The following is a 13,757-nucleotide window of genomic DNA, read 5'->3' on the forward strand; positions in this document are numbered from 1 at the left end:
TCAGCACCTGGCGACCATACGGAGCACGACGGTGTGAGCCATCGTGACTCCGGTTCCCCCTTTTTTTGCGGAACCGAATGCACAACTTGATCGTTACAAGAGCAGAACCACAAGATGTAGGTGAACAAAATGCAGACTGTCCCATTGCAACTGACCGACGTGATTTACAACGCGGCGACACAAACTTTTGACGCGCTGGTGACTGTACACGACCAATCCGGAGCACGCAGCTATGCCTGTTCCATTGACGCCCCCATTACGATGGAGTTCGAAGAAGCCGCCCAAGGTCTTGCAACCCAAGCGATGCGCCGCCACACGCATGGACGCTCTGATGCGGCTGTCATGCCGGCCGCTGCCGTCCCGCAACGGGCGGGCCGCCTTGCAGGTCTGCGCCGGATGACTATCGACCGTTTCGCAACGCAAGCGCCACGCGCTGCGTAAATCAACCCGTTACTCTGCCGCTGAGGCCGTAACGCATTTGTCCCCCGCGTTACCGCTTGCCGCAGAGCTGCCAGAGCCAGCGCCTGCCTGCTGTCGTCTCTGATTAACTGGCCCGGATGTGTCCCCACATCCGGGTCTTTTTTCGTTCATGGACTTTCGCACTGTCTGTACCCTACACCCGGTGCCAGACAAACGGGGGGCCTCACATGGCAGATGACAGATTGATCGTGGCAATGGATGTGCCGAACGCTGTGGCGGGCCTTGCGCTCGCCGAACAACTGGGCGACGCGGTCAGTTTCTACAAGATCGGGTTGGGGATGTTGACGGGCGGTGGCCTTGCGCTGGCCAATGAGCTCAAGCAAGAGCATGGCAAACGTATCTTTCTGGACATGAAGCTGTTTGATATCGGTGCCACGGTCGAGGCCGCCGTGCGGGGGCTTGCGCAATTCGACCTCGACTTTCTCACGGTTCACGGCGACCCCCATGTGGTGCGCGCCGCCAAGGAAGGCGCGGCAGGCAGCGATCTGAAAATCCTCGCCGTGACAATCCTGACATCGCTGGACCGTACTGACCTTGACGATTGCCTGATCCAGCCCGGTGATGTCGCGGACCTGGTGCGCACCCGCGCTGGCCTTGCCTTTGACGCAGGGGCCGATGGTGTGATCGCTTCCCCGCAAGAGGCCGCCGCCATTCGCGCACTTCCCGAAGCGGCGGGGCGGTTGATCGTGACCCCCGGCGTGCGCCCCGCCGGCGCGGACAAAGGTGACCAAAAGCGCGTCGCAACCCCGGTCAATGCTATTCAGAACGGGGTGGATCACATCGTTGTCGGGCGTCCCATCTGGAAATCAGAAAATCCGCGCGCGACTGCTCAAAATATCACCGCCGACATGGCAAACGCCCTCTGACATGCCCCAAGCCTCTGACGGCGTTACTAAATTTAAGGTTGTGCTGCGGGCAGTTTTACCCGCATGACGACCCCATCTGTTGTGCCTTCAAGGCAACAGAATACTCTATATCGCTTGGTCAGGTTTTCCTTACTTAACGTCAACCCGTTTAGGTGGTATGTCTTATGACAGGTGATACTCCCCGACGAACCGTCTCTTCCTGAGGTTCGTCACCTCCCCCCGCTTCACGCGGGGGGCCTTTCGTTTCAGCCCCCAAGGTCCGGCGCAGCAGGCACGCCAGCCAGATAATCCATCAAGCGCGACTTGAACTGGGGCACGACCATCGCGTCACTCAGGAATGCATCCACTGTCATCAATTTCCAGCCCTGCCCCTCGTCCCCCAGAACGATATCGTCGGCCACCCGTGCCGCCAGATGCGCCGCAAAGAACCAAGAGATGTCGCCGCTTGAGGTTCCGTAGGGCCGCCCCCACGAGACTTGTTCCGCGCCCATCGCCAACGTCAGCTCCTCATGGGTTTCGCGCAAGACGCAGGCCAGCGGTGTCTCACCCGGCTCTATCCCGCCGCCCGGCAAATCCCAATACCCGGCCCACAACAGACCGGGCGTGTTATCGCGTTGCAACGAGACCAGCTTGTCCCCTACAAACAAAGCCAGCTTTGCCCCGATCACCTGTCCTGCCATATCCAAACGCTCCGTTTGCGTGCTAAGTTGGACAGGACTAGCCAATTCGCCCCGCCATGCCCAGCTTATGCCGCGACTGTCTGACCGATTTCGATGCCGCCCGACGCTGTCCGGCCTGCGGCAGTCCGCGTGTTGTCAGCCACCCCGAACTGTTTGACCTGTCCATCGCGCATATGGATTGCGACGCATTTTATGCGTCGGTGGAAAAACGGGACGATCCCAGTCTCGAAGGCAAGCCCGTCATTATTGGCGGCGGGCGGAGGGGCGTGGTGTCCACCGCATGCTATGTGGCACGCATCCGGGGCGTGCGTTCGGCGATGCCGATGTTTCAGGCGCTCAAATTGTGCCCCGATGCGGTCATCATCAAGCCGAGAATGGACGCCTATGTCGAAGCCTCTCGCGCGATCCGCGCCATGATGGAAGAAATGACGCCCGCCATTGAACCCTTATCATTGGACGAGGCGTTTCTGGACTTGCGCGGCACCACCCGCCTGCACGGTGCCCCGCCAGCGGTGATGCTGGCCCGTCTTATCAAGCGGATGCGGGACGAATTGGGGCTGACCGGGTCCATCGGCCTCAGCCACAACAAGTTCCTCGCCAAGGTCGCCTCTGATCTGGAAAAACCACACGGGTTTTCGGTGATTGGAGAGGCCGAAACGGGCGATTTTCTACGCGGCAAGCCCGTGCGGATGATCTGGGGAATTGGCCCGGCAGCGCAAGCCTCGCTCGACAAGGCGGGCATTCGCACGTTCAGCGACCTGTTGCGATGGGAACGGACCGACCTTGTGGCCCGGTTCGGGTCCATGGGCGAGCGGCTTTATCATCTTGCGCGCGGACAGGACAAACGGCGAGTGTCGCGGGATGCGCCGATGAAGTCGATCAGCAATGAAACAACCTTTGGCGAAGATACCAACGATCCCGACATTCTGGATGGGCACCTTTGGCGGATGGCTGAAAAGGTGGCCGACCGGGCCAAGGCCAAGGATATTGCGGGGCGGGTTGTGACGCTCAAGCTCAAGCGGCATGATCATTCATCCCTTACGCGGCGGGTGTCGCTGCGCGAACCGGCGCAACTGGCCGACACGATCTATCGCACCGCGCGCGGCCTGTTTGATCAGGTGGGCGACGAAGGACCCTACCGGTTGCTCGGGTGCGGGATCAGTGATTTGTGCAATGCGGATGCCGCAGAAGTGTCAGGCGACCTGCTCGACCCGGACGCGCGCAAAAGGGGCAAAGCGGAACGGGCGGCCGACGCCATTCGCGACCGTTTTGGCAGTGCGGCCATCGTAAAGGGGCGGTCGCTGCGATAAGTTATTCGGCGGCCAAAGGCACTCGCATCTGCCCGATAGTTGCAATCTCGGCGACCACGGATTGTAGTCGGGCGCGCACGGTATGGAAATCGCGATTGGGCCGGATCGTGCGTTCGTTCATGTAAAGCGCGCGGTCAATCTCGACCTGCACCGCGTGTTGATGACGCGACGGGCGGCCATAGGCTTGGGTGACGTAGGCCCCGGCAAAGGGCGCATTACGCGCCACGGTGAACCCCGCGCTGGCAAACGCCGCTTCGACCTGTTCGACAATCGCGCTGTCCGCAGCCGCGCCAAACCGGTCGCCCAACACCACGTCGGGGCGGATCATGCCACCGCGCGCAACCCCGTCCATCGCCTCATGCGGCATCGAATGGCAATCAATCAAGACCGCCTGTCCATGGGACTGATGCGCCTCATCCAGCAAGCTCTGAAGCATATCGTGATAGGGCTTCCAATAGACCTCCAACCGACGCTCCGCTTCGCGTTGAGTGATCTTGCCGCGATAAATGGCGCGGCCATTTGCAACCACGCGGGGAATCACGCCAAGGCCGCTGGCAATGCGCGGATTGTGCCCCTGCCGCTGTGCGCCTTCGATCACCGCCGGGTCCAACTCGTCCACACTTCGGTTGAGATCGACAAAGGCCCGCGGTGCCCCCGCCTTGAGCAATGGGGCCCCCATTTGTGGCGCGATATCGAACAATTGGTCCACAAACGCATCCTCGGACGAGCGGATCGTGCGTTCGTCCAGAACCGAGCGGCGCAGAAAGCTCCACGGATAGTCACGGCCCGAATGAGGCGACGCAAACACCACGCAGGATGTGCGTTTCTCGGGGTATGAAACCTCGTAGGCGACGGGTGACATGGGTTCTCCTCTTGGGCCTAACATAGCGCACGAACGCCCCAAGCCAAAACCCCTTGATCATGCCTCCGACTCCTTTTATACGCCCCCTCACCCGGCGCGGATTTCCGCGCCCGCTTTTATTGTGGGTCTCCACTTTTTACGCGGGCAAGGCATCCGGGCATGGTAAAGTGCGGGATTAGCTCAGCGGTAGAGCACTTCGTTGACATCGAAGGGGTCACAAGTTCGATCCTTGTATCTCGCACCACCGCATTCCGCCAACGGGCCTCGCGCCCCACGGCATCCAAACCGGCGCTTATGCGCCAAATTGAAACCCAGGCGCTGCTTCGCGCCATCAAATGAGGAAGAAGCGCCATGAAGGTTCGCAACTCGCTCCGTTCGCTGAAAAACCGGCACCGTGATTGCCGCGTTGTGCGTCGCAAGGGCCGCGTATACGTCATCAACAAGACGCAACGCCGGTTTAAAGCACGCCAGGGCTAAGCCCCGCAGCATAGAACAACAAAAGGCCGCTCCGAATAGTCGGAGCGGCCTTTTTCGTGGGTCGGGCAAATGGATGGATCGAGCGCAGAAGAACAGTGAATATGCGGACTTTTCAACCGTTAGCGAGGTAATCTTGAAGGTCTGCTAAGCCAAATGATAACACACCGTCTTGGGGCCTATTCACACCATTTGGGGGCAAGAGAGCACAATGTCAGCACCGATCGTCACGTCAGCCGCAGGATGGTCGATGGACGCCTTGCGAGATGCCATGCTTGACGCGTTTTCGGACTACGCGGTCCCAATCCAACTGAATTCACGGCAGTTTGGGGAAATGATGCAGCAGCGTGGATTAGATTTGTCCAGTTCTCGTGTTGCCATTGTAGAAGGTCAAATCGCCGGTATCTGGTTGACCTCTGTCCGCAATGGTCGCGCTTACCTGATTTCCAGCGGAACCCGTCCGTCCTATCGGTCCCGTGGTGTCGCACGTGCAATGGCAGTAGATAACCTTGCGTATCTGCGTTCGATCAAAGTGCACAGTTTCCAAACGGAGGTTCTGCGCAACAATGAAACCGCTGCTGCTCTTTATATGTCACTTGGCATGGAGAAACAGCGGTTGCTTGATTGCTATAGCCTCTTGCTTTGTGACCATGCGAGCACCAGCGCGTTCAGGTTCGATCAGGTCACGTGGGATCAAATTTCGCCACATACGCATGAATTGCTGGACTGGGCACCGTCCTGGCAAAACGACAAACAGTCGCTCAGCGCGATCTCCGATCAAATATCGTGCTTTTCATTGTTTGCGGGCCAGGAACTCAAAGCCTTTGCTGCAGTCCACCCCGGAACCGGGACCATACATCAAGTTGCGGTCCGGGCGGACTCAAGGCGCAAAGGGATTGCAGCTGCGTTGGTTGCCGATATCCAGAACCGCCTGCCTAGAGCCTCTCTGAGGGTCATCAATGCTTGCAGCACTGACAGGGCATTTCGTGGCTTTATGACCCATCTGGGCGCAACCGAGATGATCGGACAGCATGAACTGAAAATGGACTTGTGAAGTTAGCTTGCTCACTCCGCATTGTTCACGAACCGGACATTCGCGAACACCGCAGCATCGGTCAAAGTGGGCTCAAAGCGGTCATTGCGCATTGCCGTAAACGACGCTCAATCGCGCCGCAAAATTAAACCCTTTCGTGGCGCGACAAAGTTCAAGTTTCTCAGAACCCGATGAAGTAATCCGCCAACGCCATGAACAACGGGATGCTCAGGATCGCGACTGGCGTGCCGAGGCCGGTGGATGTGCCCACATAAGCCGAAGGATTCGCATCCGGCAGAGCGGCACGCATCGTGGGCGGGCCAGAGATGTCCGAACTGGACGCGGCCATGATCGACAACAGCACCACACCGCCTGCGGAGAACCCGGTGAGTTCATGCGCAATGAGACCTGCACCAAAGCCGAGGGCACCGTGCGCCAGCGGCGCTGTGATCCCGTAGATCAGGTAGGCGTGGGCCACGCCGCGCAACTCGGACAGCCGAGACCATGCCTCCATCCCCATGATCAGCATCAGCACAGACAGCAAGCCCCGGAAAAGCGGCTCATAAAAGCTGGCATAGACCGTCTCGGGCCGCGCAAGGAGGCCAAGCGCAAGCCCCAACAGCAGGGCCGAGATCGCGGGGCTGCGCAGCGTGTCGACAAGAATGCCTTTGATCAGGCCGTCCTCAACCGCGTCACCCAAGCCACCACCGCCGGACCCGCCGCCCATCGTCATCGTGCCGCCACTGACCTGAGTGGTAGCTTTGCGCGCAGCGGCCAGCCGGGCCAGTACGATGGCCGTCACGAGGGCGGCCACATCCATGAACGGGTACAAAGCGCCGATGAAGCCTTCATATGCGATACCTTCGTCGTCCAGCACCGCCATGCCAGCGGCCAAAGTCGATGCAGAGACCGCCCCGAACAGGCCGGCCGTCGCCATTCCATCCAGTTGCGACACGCCTTTCCAGCGGGCCAACGTCACTTTGCCGATCAGCACAATCGCGATGCCGACGCCAGCGGCCAACAGGGCGGGCACGGCCAGTTCGCCAAAATTCGCCTCGCGCACCGACATACCCGCGCCGATGCCCACCTTGAGCAACAGTAATATGACGATGAATTTATAAACTGGCTCAGGCACTTCCAGCTTGCTGCCCAAAGCTGCGAGCATCATGCCACCGATCAGGAAAGCAAGCGTCGGCTTCTGCATTTGCGTCAGAATGGTCGACGTGATGTCGATAGCAAAGTCCATGACAGGCCCCTTCGTGAATGTCTTGGACCTCAGATAGCGCAGCGCACTACTCATAAAAAATATATCTTTTACGAATTATCGTTCTATTAAATAGAACTGTGAATCAGCTGAACTACCACCACCTGCGCTACTTCCACGAAGTGGCCCATGACGGAAACCTCACCCGCACCGCCGAGCGGCTGAACCTGTCGCAATCCGCTCTCTCGACGCAGATCAGGAAACTTGAGGATCGCCTTGGTCTGCCGCTGTTCGAGCGCAGGGGGCGGCAGTTGCATCTGACCGAAGTTGGTCGCATTGCGCTTGATCATGCGGACCGGATCTTTGGCACCGGAGAAGAGTTGCTGCAAACCCTGAACCGCAGCGCAGATCACACGCCGCCTTTGCGGATCGGCGCGATGTCGACTCTGTCGCGCAACTTTCAACTGCAATTCCTCCGGCCAGTTTTGGGGCAACCTGACCTCGATATCGTGCTGAAATCGGGCAGCAACGAACGATTGCTGACGGCCCTATCCGCCTTGGCGTTCGACGTGGTACTGAGTACGGAAACTCCGCCAAGTGCCGCAGGTTCGGATTTCATTGCACACAGGCTGGCCGAACAGACGGTTTCCCTGCACGGCACGCCCGCGCGTATGGGGCACGCGACATTGCGCGACCTTCTGGCCAACGAGCCGGTGATTGTACCCACCGAAAGTTCGATCCGCACGGGGTTTAACAGTCTGACAGCCAGGCTGGATGTAAAGCCGCGGATCGTTGCCGATGTGGATGATATGGCGATGGTACGGCTGCTGGCGCGTGAAGGGGCCGGGCTGGCGCTGGCCCCCTCTGTTGTGCTGGCCGATGAAATCGCAAATGGCACACTACGCACCGCGCCCTTCAACCTTGGGATTGTCGAAAGTTTCTATGCCGTGACCACTCCGCGCACCTTTCCACACCCGATGCTGACAACCCTGCTGGAGGAGCAAAGCACATAGAGCACGACACTGATGCACAGATGCCCCCCTTGCGCGCTGCGCCATCCGGCATAGGTTTTATCACGACTTCATATCGAAAGGCGTTTGCATGACCGACCCCACCTACACACCTCCCGCAAAATGGACATGGGATGCCGAAAGTGGCGGCAGGTTCGCCTCGATCAACCGACCCATTGCGGGCCCGACGGCGGACAAAGACCTGCCTGTGGGAAAGCATCCCTTTCAGCTTTATTCGCTCGCGACGCCCAACGGCGTAAAGGTCACCATGCTGTTCGAAGAGCTGCTGGAGGCCGGGGTAACTGACGCCGAATACGACGCGTGGCTGATCAACATCGGCGAAGGCGATCAGTTCGGATCAGGATTTGTCGACGTAAATCCCAACTCCAAAATCCCGGCTCTCGTCGATCGCTCGGGCGACAGCGAAGTGCGGGTGTTTGAGTCGGGATCCATCATGATCCATCTGGCCGAGAAGTTCGGACACTTCCTGCCCAAAGATGGCCCCGCCCGCACCGAAACGCTCAACTGGTTGATGTGGCAAATGGGCTCGGCCCCGTTTCTGGGCGGCGGCTTTGGCCACTTTTATGCCTATGCCCCCGAGAAATACGAGTACCCCATCAACCGCTACGCCATGGAAAGCAAACGCCAGCTCGACGTGCTGGACCGCGAGTTGGCCAAAAAGCCATTCATCGCAGGCGACGACTACTCCATCGCGGATATGGCGATCTGGCCGTGGTATGGGCAGCTATGCCTCGGGCGGCTTTATGATGCGGCCGAGTTCCTGGATGTGGAAAGCTATACCAATGTGATGGCTTGGGCGAAAAAGATCGACGCGCGCGCGGCGACCTTGCGCGGGCGGATGGTCAACCGCGCCTTTGGGGAGCCTGAGTTGCAGCTGCACGAACGCCATGACGCATCCGACTTTGACACCAAAACGCAGGACAAGATCGGCACGCCCGATTAGGGAGGCGCAACACGCGTGCCCCACTTGGACCGCATATTTTATGTGATGTCGAAAGCCCCCCCTGACGTCCATCGTTGGGGGCGCGTTGCTTTGGCACCAGGTCGCGCTAGTTCCTCTTTATCGCGAACGTCAACGGGGACATATCATGCGCCTGGCCACCACTCTCGTTTCCAACCTCGCTTTTGCCCCTTTGGCCGCGACTGCCATGGTCTCGGTTTCGTTTCAGGACGGCGCGCCCAAGGATCGGTTCACGCTGATCTATTCCGGCGACTGCGTGATCGAGGCAATGGATGTGCGAATTGATCTTGGCACCGCCCCAGCCGGGTTGATCTTTGACACGACAGGCGCGGGGGCGGGTGTCGAAGTCTTTCAACCCCTCGAATGGGTGACAGGAACCGCGCGCACCTCGGACGTGACCGACGGGGATACGGCGCTGACCTTATCATTGGATCAGGTCACACCGGGTGACACATTCGCCTTCACCATCGATATTGACGACACCACCAGCACTCGGCAGATCACCGTCGACGGGTCCGAAATGGCTGGCGCGACCTTGCACTTGAGCGAGGCTGAAGCCCTGTTTGACGGCACCGGTGTTGCACAAATCGCATCCCCCGCCTGCGTGTCCTGATCGCGCGTTATTGCCGCCCGACCTGACGACAGATCAGGATTACGGGCAGCAATCCCACCGCCACGATCACGAGGCTGGGCACCGCTGCCCCGTCAAGGCGTTCGTCCGAAGCCAGGCGATAGGCCTGCACCGCGAGCGTGTCGTAATTGAACGGGCGCAGGATGAGGGTCGCGGGCAGTTCCTTCATGACATCCACAAAGACGATCAGCAGCGCGGTCAGCAGGCTTGGCGTCAGAATGGGCAGATGCACTCGGCGCAGGGTCGCCAACGGCCCCTTGCCCAAGGATCGGCTGGCCGCATCCATATTGGCATGCACCAGCGCCTGCCCCCCTTCGTAAGCCCCAAGGGCAGCGGCCAGAAACCGCACCATGTAGGCAAGGATCAATAGCCAGATTGATCCGGTGATCAGCAGCCCGGTCGAGATATCAAATGTCGCCCGCATCCACGCATCAAGTGCGTTATCAAAGGCTGCAAAGGGCACCAGCAACCCGACCGCAATGACCCCGCCGGGCACGGCATAGCCCAACCGCGCGGCATAAACAGAGGCCGACGCTGCGCGCCCGGGTTGCGTGCGCTGGTAGAACCCAAGGATGATCGCAGCCCCAAGCGTCAGCCCCGCCGCAATGGATGCGAGCATCAGCGAATTGCGTATGAAACCGAGGTAGCGCGGGCTGAGCAGGTCTTGCTCTGATCCAATCCCGAGGCTGAACAGGGCGATGACCGGAATGATGGCCCCGAAAAACACAGGGATACCGCACAACAGTGCGGCCCCCGCTGCCGCCCACCCGTTCAGAGTGATGGGGGGATGATGTTTCTGGGTGCGGGTCGGGTCGTGATACTTGGCGCGGCCTCTCTGCACTCTCTCAAGCACGGCCAGCAGCAAAGCAAAGCTCAGCAGGCAAAGCGCGAGCTGCGCCGCCCCCGCCCGGTCGCCAAGCGAGAACCAACTCGTGTAGATACCCGTGGCAAAGGTCTGCACCCCGAAATAGGCGACGGTGCCAAAATCGGCGATGGTTTCCATGACTGCCAACAGGACACCTGCTGCGATGGCCGGACGGGCAAGCGGCAAGCTGACCCGCCACAGCGCGACCCACGGCCGCGAGCCAAGCGCACGAGCGGCCATGAAAGTTGACCCGCTTTGTTGCAGGAACGAGGCCCGCGCCAGTAGGTAGACATATGGATAGAGCACCAGCACCAACATGACCGCCGCACCGCCCAGACTGCGGATTTCGGGAAACCAATAGTCCCGCGGCCCCCAGCCCATCACGTCGCGCAGCATCGTCTGCACAATGCCGGGATGATCCAGCACATGAGTGTAGGCATAGGCCAGAACGTAAGCAGGAAATGCCAGGGGAAGAACCAGCGCGACCTCAAGTAACTTGACCATCGGAAAGCGGGTCATGGTCACAAGCCACGCGGCCCCGACCCCAATCGCAAAGGTTCCGAGCGACACAAGAACCACCAGCAGGATCGTGTTCGCCGCATATCGTCCAAGCACGGTCTCAGCCAAATGCGCGATCGTATCGGTGCCACCGGACAGCGCGGCAATCGCCACGGCCACCATCGGCAGCAAGCAAATCGCCGCCACCAACCATGCCAGCCCGGACAATGACGCAGGCGCGCGCCGCATGGCCCTTTGAGTGGGGCGAAGGATATCAATTTGGGTCACAGCACCGCCCTGCCTACATGCCCCGCCGTTATCCTAGTTTTTATATCGGGTTTCCAGCCCTTCAACGTGGCGGGGCGGAGGACACCTCCGCCTTACGGCAAGTTGCGACGGTTTACGTATCGTTTGCCCAAGGCGGTTCCGGGCGCGGGACCTGCATTAGGTATTTATGGCGAAAGGAAGAAGATGGGATGGTGCCTAGTCGTAGCTGCGTTGATCTTCGATGACCAGGCCGTCTTTGGGCAGCGCATCAATCGCTTTGAGTTCCAGCGTTCCCTTGAGCTTGAGCGTGTCCATCACGCTTTGCTCATAAGGAGCGGTGTCCGTCGCAGGGCTTTCGAGTTGGACGGTCATCGTATCCTGTTCGCCCTCCCGTTTCGCGATCACGCGGGCGCGTGTCACCTCAGGGTGTTTGGCGACGAGGGCGGCGACCTGTTCGGGGCGCACGAACATGCCCTTGATCTTGGTCGTCTGGTCGGCGCGGCCCATCCAGCCCTTGATGCGCATGTTGGTGCGCCCGCAGGGGCTTGTGCCAGCCATGATCGCGCTCATGTCCCCCGTGGCAAAGCGGATCAGCGGATAATCGGGGTTCAGCGATGTCACAACGACCTCGCCCACCTCTCCGGCTGCGACGGGGTTTCCGGTCCCGGGCGTCACGATTTCGACGACGACCCCTTCGTCCACGATCATCCCTTCGAGCGCATCGGATTCATAGGCGATATTGCCCAGATCTGCGGTCGCATAGGACTGCATGCAGGTGATGCCGCGATCAGTGTAGAAGTCGCGCAAGCTCGGGAACAAGGCCCCGCCACCCACCGCCGCCTTCTTGATGCGCAGGGAGATGCCCATCTCATCGGCCTTGTCGAGGATCACCTTGAGGTAGTCGGGCGTGCCCGCATAGGCCGTCGTACCGATGTCGCGCGCCGCCGTCACCTGCAGCTCGGTCTGGCCGGTCCCGGCGGGCAAAACAGCGGCCCCCACGGCCCGCGCGCCGGATTCAAAGATCATGCCAGCAGGCGTCAGGTGATAGCCAAAGCAGTTCTGCACGATGTCGTCGGCACCGATGCCGACCGCATGCAGGAACCGGCCCATGCGCCACCAGTCATCGCTGATGCCGCCGGGTTCATAGATCGGTCCCGGAGACTGGAAAATATGGGCTGCATTCGTCACTGGCAGACCACCAAAGGGCGGCACGTCGGCCTGCCACTTCGCCAGTTCGGATTTGCGCAACACCGGCAAGTGTCGCAGATCGTCGAGGGATTTTAGCGTGCCCACATCCGGCAGGCAGCTGTTCGTTGCTGCGGCGACGCGCGCAATCTGCGCATTTACCGCCGACAGCTGATCGGCGGCACGGGCATCCGCACTCCGGGTTTCCAGATCGTCGAAATATACCTTGTTCAGCATCCTCTATCCCACTGCTCTGATCTGTTGCGGACCCTTCACGCCGAGCCGCTCGATCTCGCCACGAACTTCCATCTCAAGCTTGACGGTGACCACGTGCCAGCCGAGCTTTCCCAGCTTCGCCTTGGTATCGAGATCGAGCCGCGCGTCCACCGCGTCCTTCAGATCGCTGTAGCGCATCGCACCGGCTCTAAGCGCATCCAGGATCGCCGCGCGCACCGCGTCAAACTTCCAGACCGGAATATTTGTGACCCCGGTGCGTCCTTCGGCGGGGGTGCGACAGGCGACCTTCTCCATCAGCTCAGCCAACGCTTGCGCCGCCGGTAGCTGCGGACGTCACGAAAGGATTTGCGCCCCTCGTCGGACATGCCGAGATAGAATTCCTTGACGTCCGGGTTCTCGCGCAACTCGGCGGCGGGGCCATCCATGACCACCCGACCCGATTCCAGGATATAGCCGTAATGGGCGAACCGCAGCGCGACGTTGGTGTTCTGCTCAGCCAGCAAGAACGTCACGCCCTCGTTCTCGTTCACTGACTTCACGATCTCGAAAATCTGTTCGACCAGTTGCGGAGCAAGGCCCATGCTCGGTTCATCCAGCAGGATCGTCTCCGGACGGGACATCAATGCGCGGCCAATGGCGCACATCTGCTGCTCGCCCCCCGAGGTGTAGCCAGCCTGCGATTTACGCCGCTCACGCAACCGGGGAAAATAGTCATAAACCATCTCGAGATCAGCGGCGACCGCCCCCTTGCCGTCACGCCGCGTATAGGCACCGGTCATCAGGTTCTCTTCGATGGTGAGGTGTTCGAAACAGTGCCGGCCTTCCATGACCTGCACAACGCCACGTTTGACCAGATCGGCGGGATCAGCCTCAGCGGTGTTCTCGCCGTGATAAAGGATCGAGCCCTTGGTCACCTCGCCACGTTCGGAGGCGAGCAGCCCAGAGATCGCCTTGAGGGTCGTCGTCTTGCCCGCACCATTGCCGCCAAGCAAGGCCGTTATGCCACCTTTGGGCACCTTGAGGCTCACGCCCTTGAGCACGAGGATCACGTGATTGTAGATCACCTCGATATTGTTGACCTCAAGAACGGTCTCGGCCTTCACCTCGGCATCAAGCATGGCGCCTTGCCCTTCATTGTTCCAAAAATATGCAAGATCCCCCGGCAACGACACG

General features: G+C 60.1%; 15 protein-coding genes and 1 tRNA gene. 9 read left to right on the forward strand and 7 right to left on the reverse strand.

Features of this window, described 5'->3' with window-relative positions; all coding sequences use genetic code 11:
- Positions 1-129 precede the first annotated feature (129 nt).
- Both Q0908_RS11290 and pyrF read left to right on the forward strand, forming a co-directional pair.
- Positions 130-441, forward strand: coding sequence for an orotidine 5-phosphate decarboxylase (locus Q0908_RS11290; protein WP_299284064.1), 312 nt, complete (start codon positions 130-132; stop codon positions 439-441).
- Positions 442-647: 206 nt separating this feature from the next.
- Positions 648-1,346 carry an orotidine-5'-phosphate decarboxylase gene (gene pyrF / locus Q0908_RS11295; RefSeq protein WP_299284065.1) on the forward strand — a complete coding sequence of 233 codons (699 nt, stop codon included), beginning with the start codon at positions 648-650 and terminating at the stop codon, positions 1,344-1,346.
- 245 nt (positions 1,347-1,591) lie between these two features.
- Here pyrF and Q0908_RS11300 read toward each other — a convergent pair whose 3' ends face one another.
- Positions 1,592-2,026 carry an NUDIX hydrolase gene (locus tag Q0908_RS11300; RefSeq protein ID WP_299284067.1) on the reverse strand — a complete coding sequence of 145 codons (435 nt, stop codon included), beginning with the start codon at positions 2,024-2,026 and terminating at the stop codon, positions 1,592-1,594.
- Positions 2,027-2,082: 56 nt separating this feature from the next.
- On the opposite strand from Q0908_RS11300, the gene Q0908_RS11305 reads away from it, so the two are divergent.
- The gene (locus tag Q0908_RS11305) at positions 2,083-3,336 is read left to right on the forward strand and encodes a DNA polymerase IV (RefSeq protein WP_299284069.1); all 1,254 of its coding nucleotides are present in this window, start codon (positions 2,083-2,085) and stop codon (positions 3,334-3,336) included.
- Position 3,337: 1 nt separating this feature from the next.
- Here the strand turns inward: Q0908_RS11305 and Q0908_RS11310 are convergent, their stop codons facing one another.
- The gene (locus Q0908_RS11310) at positions 3,338-4,198 is read right to left on the reverse strand and encodes an N-formylglutamate amidohydrolase (protein ID WP_299284071.1); all 861 of its coding nucleotides are present in this window, start codon (positions 4,196-4,198) and stop codon (positions 3,338-3,340) included.
- A 169-nt stretch (positions 4,199-4,367) separates the two neighbouring features.
- On the opposite strand from Q0908_RS11310, the gene Q0908_RS11315 reads away from it, so the two are divergent.
- The 3 genes from Q0908_RS11315 (at position 4,368) to Q0908_RS11325 (ending at position 5,726) form a co-directional block, all read left to right on the forward strand.
- Positions 4,368-4,442, forward strand: a tRNA-Val gene (locus Q0908_RS11315).
- Between the two features lie 107 nt (positions 4,443-4,549).
- Positions 4,550-4,675, forward strand: coding sequence for a type B 50S ribosomal protein L36 (gene ykgO / locus Q0908_RS11320; protein ID WP_005850168.1), 126 nt, complete (start codon positions 4,550-4,552; stop codon positions 4,673-4,675).
- A gap of 208 nt (positions 4,676-4,883) precedes the next feature.
- Entirely contained in the window at positions 4,884-5,726 is an 843-nt protein-coding gene (locus tag Q0908_RS11325) for a GNAT family N-acetyltransferase (RefSeq protein WP_299284073.1), read from the forward strand.
- Positions 5,727-5,886: 160 nt separating this feature from the next.
- On the opposite strand, the gene Q0908_RS11330 is transcribed toward Q0908_RS11325, so the two are convergent.
- Positions 5,887-6,951, reverse strand: a complete 1,065-nt coding sequence (locus tag Q0908_RS11330) for a sodium-dependent bicarbonate transport family permease (RefSeq protein ID WP_299284075.1) — start codon at positions 6,949-6,951, stop codon at positions 5,887-5,889.
- A gap of 98 nt (positions 6,952-7,049) precedes the next feature.
- Between Q0908_RS11330 and Q0908_RS11335 the strand changes: the two genes are divergently transcribed.
- The 3 genes from Q0908_RS11335 (at position 7,050) to Q0908_RS11345 (ending at position 9,514) form a co-directional block, all read left to right on the forward strand.
- Positions 7,050-7,922, forward strand: coding sequence for a LysR family transcriptional regulator (locus tag Q0908_RS11335; protein WP_299284076.1), 873 nt, complete (start codon positions 7,050-7,052; stop codon positions 7,920-7,922).
- 88 nt (positions 7,923-8,010) lie between these two features.
- The gene (gene yghU, locus Q0908_RS11340) at positions 8,011-8,883 is read left to right on the forward strand and encodes a glutathione-dependent disulfide-bond oxidoreductase (protein WP_299284078.1); all 873 of its coding nucleotides are present in this window, start codon (positions 8,011-8,013) and stop codon (positions 8,881-8,883) included.
- 145 nt (positions 8,884-9,028) lie between these two features.
- Entirely contained in the window at positions 9,029-9,514 is a 486-nt protein-coding gene (locus Q0908_RS11345; protein ID WP_299284080.1) for an aggregation factor core, read from the forward strand.
- A gap of 7 nt (positions 9,515-9,521) precedes the next feature.
- Here the strand turns inward: Q0908_RS11345 and Q0908_RS11350 are convergent, their stop codons facing one another.
- The 4 genes from Q0908_RS11350 to Q0908_RS11365 all read right to left on the reverse strand — a co-directional run bounded on the left by Q0908_RS11350 (position 9,522) and on the right by Q0908_RS11365 (position 13,702).
- Entirely contained in the window at positions 9,522-11,144 is a 1,623-nt protein-coding gene (locus tag Q0908_RS11350) for an iron ABC transporter permease (RefSeq protein WP_299284465.1), read from the reverse strand.
- A 234-nt stretch (positions 11,145-11,378) separates the two neighbouring features.
- Positions 11,379-12,584 (reverse strand): phenylacetate--CoA ligase family protein, encoded by a 1,206-nt coding sequence (locus Q0908_RS11355; protein ID WP_299284082.1) that lies wholly within the window; start codon positions 12,582-12,584, stop codon positions 11,379-11,381.
- Positions 12,585-12,587: 3 nt separating this feature from the next.
- Positions 12,588-12,890 carry a hypothetical protein gene (locus Q0908_RS11360; protein WP_299284084.1) on the reverse strand — a complete coding sequence of 101 codons (303 nt, stop codon included), beginning with the start codon at positions 12,888-12,890 and terminating at the stop codon, positions 12,588-12,590.
- Complete coding sequence (locus tag Q0908_RS11365) at positions 12,878-13,702, reverse strand: ABC transporter ATP-binding protein (protein WP_299151648.1); 825 nt, start codon at positions 13,700-13,702, stop codon at positions 12,878-12,880. Before Q0908_RS11365 ends, Q0908_RS11360 begins: the two co-directional genes overlap by 13 nt.
- Positions 13,703-13,757 lie beyond the last annotated feature (55 nt).

Origin of the sequence: uncultured Tateyamaria sp. (genome assembly GCF_947494755.1) — a bacterium.
Classification (GTDB): domain Bacteria; phylum Pseudomonadota; class Alphaproteobacteria; order Rhodobacterales; family Rhodobacteraceae; genus Tateyamaria.